This is a genomic window from Candidatus Eisenbacteria bacterium (genome assembly GCA_018831195.1).
In the GTDB taxonomy this organism is placed as follows: domain Bacteria; phylum Eisenbacteria; class RBG-16-71-46; order CAIMUX01; family JAHJDP01; genus JAHJDP01.
This window is the reverse complement of record JAHJDP010000065.1, coordinates 17,862-30,204: the sequence shown is the minus strand read 5'-3', so window position 1 is coordinate 30,204 and position 12,343 is coordinate 17,862. Positions and strand designations below refer to the sequence as shown.

9 protein-coding genes are annotated in these 12,343 nt (G+C 55.8%); 4 read left to right on the top strand and 5 right to left on the bottom strand.

The window, feature by feature from the left end:
• Window positions 1-8 precede the first annotated feature (8 nt).
• Entirely contained in the window at window positions 9-1,220 is a 1,212-nt protein-coding gene (locus tag KJ970_11255; protein ID MBU2691494.1) for a BamA/TamA family outer membrane protein, read from the bottom strand.
• 101 nt (window positions 1,221-1,321) lie between these two features.
• Here KJ970_11255 and KJ970_11250 point away from each other — a divergent pair, with 101 nt between their 5' ends.
• The gene (locus KJ970_11250; protein MBU2691493.1) at window positions 1,322-1,744 is read left to right on the top strand and encodes a MarR family transcriptional regulator; all 423 of its coding nucleotides are present in this window, start codon (window positions 1,322-1,324) and stop codon (window positions 1,742-1,744) included.
• Here KJ970_11250 and KJ970_11245 read toward each other — a convergent pair.
• The 3 genes from KJ970_11245 to KJ970_11235 all read right to left on the bottom strand — a co-directional run bounded on the left by KJ970_11245 (window position 1,741) and on the right by KJ970_11235 (window position 6,990).
• Window positions 1,741-2,856 carry a hypothetical protein gene (locus tag KJ970_11245; protein MBU2691492.1) on the bottom strand — a complete coding sequence of 372 codons (1,116 nt, stop codon included), beginning with the start codon at window positions 2,854-2,856 and terminating at the stop codon, window positions 1,741-1,743. The two genes, KJ970_11250 and KJ970_11245, sit on opposite strands and share 4 nt — an antisense overlap.
• The gene (locus tag KJ970_11240) at window positions 2,853-3,761 is read right to left on the bottom strand and encodes a hypothetical protein (GenBank protein MBU2691491.1); all 909 of its coding nucleotides are present in this window, start codon (window positions 3,759-3,761) and stop codon (window positions 2,853-2,855) included. Before KJ970_11240 ends, KJ970_11245 begins: the two co-directional genes overlap by 4 nt.
• 253 nt (window positions 3,762-4,014) lie before the next feature.
• Entirely contained in the window at window positions 4,015-6,990 is a 2,976-nt protein-coding gene (locus tag KJ970_11235; protein MBU2691490.1) for an insulinase family protein, read from the bottom strand.
• A gap of 163 nt (window positions 6,991-7,153) precedes the next feature.
• On the opposite strand from KJ970_11235, the gene KJ970_11230 reads away from it, so the two are divergent.
• A complete protein-coding gene (locus tag KJ970_11230) occupies window positions 7,154-8,476 on the top strand; it encodes a reductive dehalogenase (GenBank protein ID MBU2691489.1) in 1,323 nt (440 codons plus the stop codon).
• Window positions 8,457-8,918 carry a VOC family protein gene (locus KJ970_11225; GenBank protein ID MBU2691488.1) on the top strand — a complete coding sequence of 154 codons (462 nt, stop codon included), beginning with the start codon at window positions 8,457-8,459 and terminating at the stop codon, window positions 8,916-8,918. Before KJ970_11230 ends, KJ970_11225 begins: the two co-directional genes overlap by 20 nt.
• Window positions 8,919-8,925: 7 nt before the next feature.
• Here the strand turns inward: KJ970_11225 and KJ970_11220 are convergent, their stop codons facing one another.
• Entirely contained in the window at window positions 8,926-11,259 is a 2,334-nt protein-coding gene (locus tag KJ970_11220; protein ID MBU2691487.1) for a S8 family serine peptidase, read from the bottom strand.
• A gap of 277 nt (window positions 11,260-11,536) precedes the next feature.
• Between KJ970_11220 and KJ970_11215 the strand changes: the two genes are divergently transcribed.
• Entirely contained in the window at window positions 11,537-12,337 is an 801-nt protein-coding gene (locus KJ970_11215) for a M55 family metallopeptidase (protein ID MBU2691486.1), read from the top strand.
• The last annotated feature ends 6 nt before the right edge of the window (window positions 12,338-12,343 follow it).

The window sequence follows — 12,343 nt, the reverse complement described above, 5'->3', positions numbered from 1 at the left end:
GGTGCTCCTTAAAAAGCCTCCAAAAACGCGATGTACATCTCACCGCCATGCCTGCCGTATCCGAAATCCAGCCTCAGATTGATTTTCTCGGCCTCATTCATGGCATAACGCGCGCCCAGACCTGCCGCATATTTCAAATCTCTGAGGCGATAGGCTTCCAATCCATCGGACACATCGCCGGCGCCCGCAAAAACGGCGCCGGAAAACCGACTCACAACCGGGAACCGGTATTCCACCTGTGCTACAGCCATGGCGTTGTCCTGATATCTTCCCGCATAGTAGCCTCGCAGATGTTCGCCGAGATGCGGCAGGCGGTAGAAAGGGACCTCTCCGTGCGCGGTGGTGATCAGGACTTGTCCTGCTAAGATATGGGCCGGGCGCAATGTTATATACCGGCGGAGGTTCACCTGAATTGTTTCATAGGTGAAATCGCTGCCCAAACCGCCGCCATAAACTTCGCCTCCAAAGAGATACCAGCTGCCCTTCGTAGGGTAAAAGGTGTTGTTCCGGCTGTCCCAAGAGACGATAAGACCTGCACCGGACCGGAGGCCGCCGTTGAATCCCGGCAAATTTTCATTATCCAGAAGCCTCCCGGATTCCTTCTTGAGAATGTGACCTCTTTCCACGGCATACGAGGCCCCGAGGTACAAAGAGCGCAGGGTCCTGCGAAGGACTCTTACCCCCAATGACGAACTCTCCAACGTATAATCTTCCTCGGAATCCTCCGGGGTATCATTGCCGATCCCGAAGAGGGTGTTCGGGAAATTCATATAGCTGACTTCGGCGCTCAGATTCCAATTGTCGCCATTAAAATAGAGATCCGGGGCCATACTGACAATCGATTGCCTCTTTTCAGTATAAAACGTCGCAAAGGCTATCGCCGATTGGCGCATCTCCGGCGAATTCTCACTCTGCAGGCGGTTGATGATGAGACCCCCGCCGCCGCCGAATCCGGTCTCCGGCGTCACAAAGAAACCCGGAAAAATACTGAAATCCCATGCGCCGGGCGGTCCCTCGATGGCGGCGGTTCCACCAGCGGCCGGATCAGCGCCATCCTCCGGCGCTCCTTCCCCGGGGGACTCTTGTGCGGTGGCCGCCATGACAAAAAACAGCCCCATCAGTAATACGGCAGCGATCCTTCCCATCCGCAATGTCACACTATCCGAGCCCCCAAAGTGAAACTTTCGCGCATCATACCCCACGGCGTATGCAGCGGACAAGAGTTGACAGGTTGGGATACGAAAAACGATAATCTGTTATTGGAATATCCGATATCGGAATGTTTGACAGACTCTGAGGATTTTACTTGATGGAGGCGCCGATGCCCTTGCAATTTCTAGCACCCCTTCATAAGGCCGGCCGGAAGATCACCCGTCATCTTGAAAACCACCTCAAGCGATCAGGCCTATCATCCGGTGAAGCCCATATCCTGATCTACTTACGGGAATGCGGACCCTGCACGGTGGGCGTCCTGCAGATCATATCCGGCTGCAAGCGCTCCACCTTGACCAGCACCCTCGACCGGTTGAGCTCAAAGAGTTTTGTGGTCCGGAAGGCCCACCCCGGTGACCGGCGGGCTGTGCTTGTACACATCACATCGCGGGGCCGGACTCAGGCGGCGCAGATCAGCAGACACATGGAAGCTCTCGAAACCGCCATTCGGAATCGCGTCCGGGTCAAAGAGATCGAAGGCTTTAACCAAGTCCTGGCCGCCATCACAGCGGTGACTCAGATAGACAATTAACGCGTGTTCGACGGCTTCTTCGCTTTGGGCGGGGGCGGCGCCTTCTTGTCCGGTTTTGCCTTGTGATTCTTGTTGGGTTGGCGGACCGGTTTGGCTTTGTGGACGTTGTAATGGCGCACCTGTTTCCGGTGTTTCACAACGGCCCGCGCCAGCCGTTGGTGCTTGCTTAAAAAACTCATGTGGCATCTTAGCGCCGGTCGGGACAAAACGACCATCCGGTGGCGATACACCTGATGAGCGAGAGCCGGGCGGCGGCCCAGATAAGCCCGCCGCCGCCATAGGATCTTGTGAACTTTAACATTGTGTGCAGCCCGGATCCGGCAACCCCACCAGGATCTCCAGAGATCTCGCCGCGGATGGAACCAGCGCCAATGTGAATACAGCCCCCGCGCCGCCGGGGGATGCAGCCTGGCGTAATGATAAATACGCCAGCCGGTGTGGTAATATGCCGGGTGGCCTCTGAGATAGATAATATAAGCTGAAACCGCGGGATCCCTTGCAACATCCGTGGGTCCATCCTCCTCGGCAAAAATCTCCGCGGCCAGCTCCGAATCCCCTTCGATGGCCGCCATCGCCTCCCCATGTGATTCCAAGAGATCGGGATCCTCGGCGGCCAGTCGCTCCATCTCCTCCACCGCCTCGGCCAGTTCGGGGTTCGAAGACATCAGGCTGTCATAAGAGGCCATGCGCCCCGCCGATTCGGGATCCGATGAAAGCCATCCTTCAAACTCCGTCAGCTGCCGCTGTAATTCGGGATCCCCGGCCAGAGCTTCGGCCAGTTCTTCCTCCTGCCCGGCCAGTTCCGGATGGGTGGCCAGCGAATCTTCGTAGGCTATAAAGCTGTCTTCCAATTCAATGTCGGACGACAGAAGAGCTTCAATATCCCGGAGCTGCTCTTGATCATCAGGATTCTCCGTCAAAAGAGTCTCATATTCCGGATCGATCGGATCGGTATCCTCGGCCGAGACGGTGCCGGCGCCCGCCAGGAAGAGCATCAGTAGAAGCGCGACGAGGGGAATGGCCGTCCCCTTCAGCCATTGATGGTTCAGCCATTGATAATTCAGCCATTGATAGTTTAGCCATGTGTGATGTGTGATTCCGGCTTTCATCATTCCTCCACAAGACATTCAAGATCCTCAAATGAGGCATTCAGAGTGAGCGATTCGCCGGAGAAGTCCAGCGTATCGTATAGGACCGCTCCGTCAATCGTGCCACTGACAATAACAATCCCGTTCTGACTCGTGTCGAACTTTGTAAAGGTCACCCCGCCCTCCGATCGATCCGCGAGGATTTCCCAGATTCCGTCCCGATTGTTGAAGTAGGCATGCACGCCCAGAGTTCGGTATCCGTCAAAAGGAATCATCTCACCGAGAGTTATCCAATCCCGATCCCCAATCCGGACCTCGAGATGGTGCCCTCCCATTGAAACGAACAGCAATGTTACCGGTGATGTGCCGAAGAAATCGGTTTCCCATTGGCTTCCATCGGTCGAATAAGTATTGAAGGGGAAACTCTCATCATTATCGGTAGTGGTAATGTCTATTGTCTCAATCGGGACAGGATCCTGTATCAACTCGGTAATAGCGGACTCATAAAGATAATATCTGCTTCCCAAAGTCAGCAGGTCATCGTCTTTTGTCTGGGTGGAGTAGTCTTCCGTTTCGAAGATGAAGCTCTCGCTCCTTTCGTCATCCCAATAAGTAAACGTTATCGATCCGGCGCTGATCTGGTAGGTTCCCCCATCAACCCCTGACTGCACCAACCACACGGGATCGGGCTGATAGGGATCGAAATCGGGCAGGCTGACAAAGGTCGTGCTGACATCAAGCCACCGTTGATTCTCATCGAAATAGAGCGTGTGTTCCCCATACTGGCTCGATGTGGCCCAAACACCGATCACCTCGCTGTTCGCCGGATTCTCATGACCGGGATTGGTCCCCCCGTCGCCGCCGTCGCCGCTACAACCGACAATCGTCAGAAGGCTCAACAGGATGATGGCTGAGGAAAAATATCTCATCGCTCCCTCCCGATCCCCGCGCTATGGATAGATTCGTTTAATACGTTCATTCGACAGAGTTGCAGGAGCCGCTGGATGCACATCCATATATATCGACGGACTGGTGTGGGATTTCCAATGATTCCTGGGTTGAGGCGGGGTGCTGAGCACGGCCGGAAACAAATTGCAACACACTGATCAACAACAAGTTATATGCGGGGCCTTAAAACCCCCGCACTCGAATGCCCGGACGCCCCTGGAAATCATGAGGATTCTATTCGATCGTCATGATCTCGAAGGGGCGGCTCAGGCTGCGATTCGCTTCCTCAATCCGCTCGCGCGGCGCATAGACGGCTTCGGGCGCCGTCTTCATCCCCTCGACCAAGCACTGCACGGCGCCGCCGCGCAAGGTTTCAAGATCGGTACGCAGCACGTTGTCGCGGAAGGATTGGCGATCTGCATCACCGAGACCCAACTGCAGTCGCAGCAGCGCCTCCATCCCCTTCGCCGCGGGATCCATGGGCCGGTCCAAGCGTCCGATCGCGCCGATGATCGTGGTGCTGAGGGACTCGGGTGTCATGTCCTCTTCCAGGAAGGCTTTGATCGACGCATCGTAGACATCGATCGTCTTTTCGAGATTCGGATCCCGGTAAGAGAGCATGACGAATTGGCCTTTGAGGGGATCATAGACGCTAAGGCCGCCATAGGCCCCGCCCTCAACACGAATCTTCTTGTACAAAAAACCGGTTCGGAGATGAGAGGCCAGAACCCATAGCGCCGGAGCGGTCTTATCGGTATATCGTGGAACATCAATAACACGCGAGACATAACAAACCTCTCCGGGGATCGCCACTCCCGGACGGGCCGGTTTCAATTGAGGTGACATCGCCGGGCCTGCGGCGTCGCCGGCGCGATCACCAGCCGGCATGGCGGCGATCATCGCATCCACGGCCTTGGACACCGCCGCAAGGCAGGATCCATCACCCGTGAGGTTGATCATCATTCGATTGCTTTGGAACACCCATTTTCTCAAGCGGGATAGTTTCTCGCGAATGTCTCCCTTTTGTTCATCATACGACTGAACCAGCCCGCCCAGATGGCGCAGTTGAACAGCGCCGTGCCATTGCTCATCGCGCCGGCCCTCGCGGGATAATCCCGCCGCCGCCGTCCGCCAGCTGAAAATATGTCCTTGGGGCGCGACAGCGGCCCGCAGCTGGTTCCGCTCTTGGGAGACAATATCCTTCAGCCGGGCCGCATCTTCCAAATCCCCGCTGATAAGTATATCCCGGATAATATCCACCATCGCCGGGATATTCCGCTCCAAGGCCTTGGCCCGGAGAACAAACGATTCCACCGGCGTTTGATCCCCGAGCCTTGTTCCGGCCAAGCAGTCCGCCGTGACACCGCCGGTGACCAAGGCCTTACGTGTCGCGAATGTCTCATAGTTCATACCCGCGGCGCCCATTCCGGTTGATGCCGCCCCCAGCAAGGGCAGATAGATCTGAAGATCCTCGGGGATGTCGGAAATATCAAAGACCACATCGAGATAGACAATCGAGTTGGAGAAAAGATGATGCTCCAGAACCCTTATGCCGTTGATGGATCGCTCCACCGTCGGAATCGTCTCCACTTTTTTGGGGATATCTTCCACCCGGAGCCGGGGAAGAGTCGCCAGAGCCTCCGGCGAATCCTCAACCCGCTGATCCTCCAAGAGCGCCTCGGCGGCTTCGCGGATCTTTTCCAGCTCTCCCGCTGTCATCTTTCCTTTTCGTTCCGCCAATTCCCGGTTTAACTTTTCTTCCTGTTCCGATGCCAATGACCGGCTCGGTTCAGCCATGGCGCGCAGACGATGGGGATTGTCGACCAGCCATCTTTTAACCGCCTTGCGGAAATGATCAGGATCGGCTTCCCACTTCCCGCGCAACGCGGAAATGTGAGCCCCGAATGAGAGGGGGATCAAGGGATCATTGTCGTGAAGCCATGTGTTCAGGCCGCGAAACAGCAAGGTGATCGAGAAGGGATAAGGGCTGCGCGTAATCTCCAGTCCGCCGAACTCCACCTGGTGGAAAGCCGCCTCGAGCAGACCGTGTGAAATCCCCTCAGCGGCGATCTTCTCCAGGGTTGTCAACGCCAGCCGCTCAATCTGCTCCGCCTCTGCCGGATCTGTTCCCCTCAGGCCGACGATAAAGGGCAATTCCTTGTACCAGGTAATCAAGCCGCTGGCGGGAGATAGATCCTCGCCCAATCCGGAATCGATCATCGCCTTTCTCAAGGGCGCGGCCGCGTTCCCCATGAGCGCCTGCTCCAGGATCTCGAGCGTCAACCGTTCTTTCAAATCCGAGGCCGGCGCGGTCAGCCAGGCCACATTGACGGTGGATTTCTTCTCGAGCGAATCTTCCGCGCCGACCGGGAACGGCCGGGTAACGTTCCGGGGAGCTGACCAGCGGGGCTGATCCTTCACGGAGGAATCAACGTCGACGGGATCAAAATCCCGCAGCTGCCCCGCGAGAAATTCCAAGTGATCCCGCGTTGGAATATTCCCGTAGAGGAAGAAGCGGGCGTTGGAGGGTGAATAGTACTGCTTATGGAAGGAACAGAAGTTTTCGTAGGTGAGATCCGGAATGCAATCGGGACGCCCCCCCGATTCGACGCCATAAGGTGTGTCCGGGAAGAGACCCTGCAGGGTGGCGCTGTGGGAAATTCTCTCCGGCGTTGAATAGGCCCCCTTCATCTCATTGTAGACAATCCCTGTGATGGCCAGGTCGCCCTTCTCGTTTAACTCGAGGTGATGCCCTTCGCGCAGAAAGGTATTGCGCTCGAGCCGGGGCCGGAGAACGAGATCGGTATAGACCGAAGCCAAATTGTAAAAGTCGGCCCGGACCTGGCTGCAAATCGGATAGCAGGTAAAATCGGGAGCGGTGAAGGCATTGATAAATGTATTGAGAGAACTTCGGGAAAGGTGATTGAAGGCATCTTTGACGGGATAGTTTTTTGAGCCCGCGAGAACCGAGTGTTCCAGGATATGAGCCACTCCGGTGGAATCGGCCGGCGGCGTTCGGAAGGTAATGGCATAGAGATTCTCGGCATCATCGCAGTGTAGATGCAGCACCTTGGCGCCCGTCTTGTGATGCACAGCCTCATAGGCCGTCGCCCGCAATTCCGGCAAGGGCGAAACCTTCCTGATCTTGAATCCATGCAGTTCATCTCCGGCGGCGAGCGCCGGCTTGGGACATTGTGACAAATCCGCCATCCGCATTTCCTCCATCCGAGTTTCCTTCATCCACATTTACTTCATCCGCATTTCCTCATTGGGCGGGATTAAGACTGATTTTTATACTGGAAGATGGTGATGATCAAGACCCAATCGATATTTCTTGACGATGATCCCCGTTTCAATTAGTAATGCGATTGAAATGAGCCTCATATCCTTTATATTTATTGCATCCGGGTTGGCCGCTTCTCTTTTTTTGGCCGCTTTCGTTGCCGGCTCCATTTTCGAAAGAGCCGCCCGCCCCATTTTTCGAAGCGCCGTCCTGTTCCTCGTCTTCACCGTTCTCTGGTTCGGCGCCGGTCCTCTTTTTAATCCGCCGGATTGGTGCCGACTGCTGGCCGCCCTTTCTCTGCTGTCACTCGGCATCGCCTTCTTTGCACCCATTGGAAAAACAGAAGGAATTCGAATCGGGGAAATCACAGAGCGGGTTGACGAGAGAGATGTCGTTTTCTCGCGCGAGGAGTATTTTCCTGGATCCAAGGCATACGAAGAGTATTACACCGATCATCCGGAGAAAAAAGACGTCGACGACAAGATCAGAGAGTTGCCGGCGCTTTTGGAGGTTGGCGGCCGATACTACGACAAACAAGAATCCGAACAGCTTCACAATATCATGAAGGTCACCGAGAACCTCACAACAAAGGTGGACGGCGGGGTTGCGCCGGAAAGATTCGAAGTTGACCGAACGGAAACAACAAAGTATATCAAAAGACTGATCCGCCGTCTTGGAGCAACGGATGTCGGCATCGCCGCGCTCAACCCGATGTATCTTTACTCGCATGTCGGGCGCGGACCGGAACCCTGGGGTTCAGCCATAGAGAATCATCACCGCTATGTCATTGTTTTCACATTAGAGATGAATGCCGGCCGGGTCAGGCGCGCCCCTGAATTGCCGATAACGGAAGAATCGCTCACACAGTATTTGCGCGGCGCGCATCTTTCTATTTCATTGGCGGCTTATATCCGGTCGCTTGGATATCCCGCCAGAGCCCATATTTCAGGAAGCAACTATCAGATCATGCTCCCACCGGCGGCGCATGACGCCGGTCTCGGTGAATTGGGGCGGATGGGCTACCTTATCACCCCGAAGGAAGGGGGCCGGGTCCGGTTGGGCGCCGTCACAACCGATCTGCCCCTCGATACCGATCAGCCGATCACCTTCGGCGTTCAGGACTTTTGCGCCAAATGCAAAAAATGCGCAGTGAACTGCCCACCCGGCGCCATACCCAATAAGGGTAAAGCAGACATTCGAGGTGTCGAGAAATGGCGGATGAATATGGAATCTTGCCTGCGGTACTGGCGCCATATCGGCACCGACTGCGGCATTTGCATGAAGGTTTGTCCGTTCAGCCATCCGCCCACATGGGCTCACAATATTATCCGTTTTGGAATCAGGAAGTCATCATTCGCCCGCACGGTTTCCGTGTGGGGAGATGATTTTATTTATGGAAAGAAAATTGTTTAAATTTGCGCATGTAAATATAGTGGCCCGCGACTGGCGCAAATTGTCGGCGTTCTACGAGCAAGTCTTCGGATGCGAAAGAGTTCCGCCCGAGCGGGATCTCGAGGGCGAAGCTATCGATCATTTGACGGGACTACCGCAAGCGAGGATCCGCGGGATTCATCTTCGGCTGCCCGGTTGCGGGGCGGATGGCCCGACATTGGAGATCTTTCAGTATAACATTTCAGAGGCAAGGCCTGGAACAGCGATCCACCGGCCTGGATTCGCGCATATCGCCTTTAAAGTTGATGATGTTGATGAGATCCGAAGCGCCGTTCTCTCGGCCGGCGGCGGCGCTATCGGGAAAACGGTGGCCCTTGAAATAAAAGACGGCGGGCACCTCACCGCCGTCTATCTTACCGATCCAGAGGGAAACATCATCGAGTGCCAGCGTTGGGAGGATTAGCGGCCCCCTACCGCACTAAGAGCATTCTTCCTTTCCCCGTCACATGACCGGCATCTTGCAAGCCTTTAACATTATAGAAATAGAACCCAGCCGGCATCTTCTCGCCCCGGTCATTGCAACCATCCCAGGATAGGCGGCAAAGTCCGTTAGACGGCCGCTCATCGATCAGCGTTCTGACTCTACGTCCTCGAATATCCTGAATAGCAATCTCGACACCCCCGGCCGGCGGGCGCATCCGGAACTGGATCGTTGTCGAATTTTTAAAGGGATTCGGGTAATTCGACTCCGCATCGGGCCTAGCGACGATCGGCTCCTCGACAGCGGCCGGACCCCTCAGGAGCGGCAGATTCGCTGAAAGAGAATAACTCTGCGGCCCCTCGGGGATACTCGTTCCACTGACAAACAGGGTCCAAAGGCCTTCTTCCGGGTCGGCGACCCAAACCTGTTCGACCGGATTCAAGTGATCCCCTCCATTGATCGCGGGAGACTCGGGCTGAGTATGATCCAAGACCCACGGATCATAAGAAACGCCGCCGGGAGAGGTCAGCGTGATGTCGAGATCGTTAATGAGCGCGATCTCTGCAAACTGTGATCCCGGCGGATCCGACCAGACGACAGTGATCTTGATCTCCCCCTCATCCCGCCCCAACTGGAACTGGTAGGCATCAACCTGGTCTTGCTCTAAAGATGCCTCCTCAAGAGCATCTCCGTCGCGGATGGCGTCGATGGCGCCCTGCGCCCTTACTTCGCCGTATCCAAACTGGAAATCGGGTCCTATCGGACCTTCATCCTGCGCCGTGTTGATGAGAAGCGCCTTTAACGTTGAGGGCAGGGGCTGGTATTCAGGATCGCCGGTGATTTGACGCAGCTGCTGGAGCGCCAGCGCGAGGATGCCGGATACCGAAGGAGGCGACATCGAGTTCCCACACCACGATTCATAACCGCCGCCTGGTATGGTAGAGGTCACGCCATTGTCGCCACCGACTTGACATCCGGGCGCGCAGATATCGGGACGGATCCGCCCGTCATCGACCGGCCCCCAGCTGGAGAACCAGGTCATTGAATGATCGTTGGACATTGTGGAACCGACGGCGATCACATTCTTGGCGGTCGCCGGGATACCGACCGTTCCATAAGTGGTGCCGCACCGGCCGTCGGAACGCTCATTCCCGACCGACCACACACTCAAGAATGGGAGGCCCAACGCGCCGCAACTGATCGCGTCCATGACCCACGCAACCAGTTCATAATCCCCTTCCCACTCGCAGGGATATCCGTTTTGCGCGATGTGGGAGCCGATGGAGTTGTTGGCCAGGTCGGCTCCATATATCCAAGCCGCATCATAATAGTTATCTTCGATATCGAGCGGTGAATTGTACAAGCAATAAGGATTGCAGGCCTCATAGATATAAGAGATCAGCCCCGCCGCCGGCGCCATCCCCCGCAGCAGGCCGCCGCTGTTTGTGCCGTCCCCCGCTATCGTCCCGGCCATATGCGTGGCGTGCATATCGACCGCACCCAGCTCACCCCAAACCACACGGTCTCCGAAATCGGGATGGGTATCGATAAGGCCGGTATCATAGACGAGAATGTCAACACCCGAACCATCAAGGTCATAGGGAGGTTCTTGAACAGGATCGACACCCAGCGCCTCTCGCACTCCGTCATTCAGCGGTTCGAGATCCGGCGGCCGGAGACTGATCATTTGAACCTCGTCAAATGATGCCAGGGCGCGTATCTGCCCCGGATGAAGGACGGCAAAATAAGCGTTCAGCGATCGCAACCGGGCGCTGAAGAGTGTTGTTTGAGACTCCATCAACGCTCTTCCCCGCTCCAGGGGGATATCCTTATACATTTCAACAACGCAAATCAGATCCCCATCATGGGTGACGGCCCAAGGAGCCCGGGCGCCTTCAAGAATGCGCCTATCGATCTTCTCCTCGGCCGACAGAGGGTAGAGCCAGCTAACGCCGGCCGCCGCGAGAACCGTCTTATTGATATCGGTGGGGACGGAAGCCAGCCAGGACCTGTTCGGAATGTATTGCTGCAGATGAATACCCTGGATCTCCAGACGCCTCCGCATTGAAAGATCCGGTATCGTGCGCAGCTGAACCAACAAGTGTGCCGATGGACGATCGGCATGATCCCGGAGATAATCGAGACCGGCATGAAGATCGCCGTCGACCGGCGTCAATCGACCGGCCTTGAGCAGCACCTGGTTTGATCCGCCAGCGGCCGGCTCCATTCCAAAACTCGTGGTGATCCAAAATCCGGCCAGAAGGATACTGATAAAGACGATCCGGCGGGCATGGTTATCCGGAGAAACTATGTTGCGACGCATATTCCCCTCCCCTGTTATTCTTCCCTGTACGCTCCCTGGTGACTCCACAATCATTGTTGGTTCGCTGCACGGGTCGCAGTGATTATACCAAAGGACGAGGCCGGAGGCTACAGGCGTATCGGATGAACCTATCTGATTGTGCGAGAAGGGATTTGCCCGAGGTCCCGAAACGGCGTAGAGTCACTGGGAGATTGATCCTGAAAATGAAGACCCCAAATATGGAATCCACATGTGGAATCCGAACGAGGATTCCTCACGAAGAACCCAGAGGGACTCTATGAAAATCTACATCAGCGCTGATATAGAAGGGATCGCCGGCGTCTCCCATTGGGATGAGGCCGAAAAGAAACACCCCGACTGCAATGATTCCAGAACGCAGATGACAGCGGAGGTTATCGCCGCCTGTGAGGGTATCTACCAGGCCGGTGACGCCGAGATCTGGATCAAGGACGCGCATGATACCGGAAGAAATATTCACGCGGCAAAATTACCCGAATCGGTAAAGCTGATCCGCGGATGGAGCGCCCATCCCTTTATGATGCTTCAGGAGCTGGACGACAGCTTTGACGCCGTCATGATGATCGGATACCACTCCCGCGCCGGGGCCGATACAAATCCGCTGTCCCATACACTGACGGGAGCGGTCAATTACATAAAGATCAACGACCTATTCGTGTCGGAATTTCTTGTTCATGCTTACGCCGCCGCGCTGGTCGATGTTCCGGTTGTCTTCCTCTCCGGCGACGAGGGACTCTGCCAGGAGGTCATCGGGATCAACCCGCATATCAAAACGAACGCCGTGATGCGCGGGATCGGCGACTCCGCGATCAGCATCCACCCCGCCCTCGCCGTCAAATTGACAAGAGAACGGGTCAAGCAGGCGCTGGAAAGCGACATCTCCAAATGTAAAATCCCTCTTCCGTATCATTTCTCAGTGAAAATTTCCTACAAGAAGCATATGAAGGCCTACCGCGCCTCTTTTTATCCGGGAGCAAAACTCATCGATCCGCAATGTGTTTCATATGCGGCGGATGATTATTTCGAAGTCCTGCGCTTCTTCTACTTCACTGTCCTTTGATTGAGG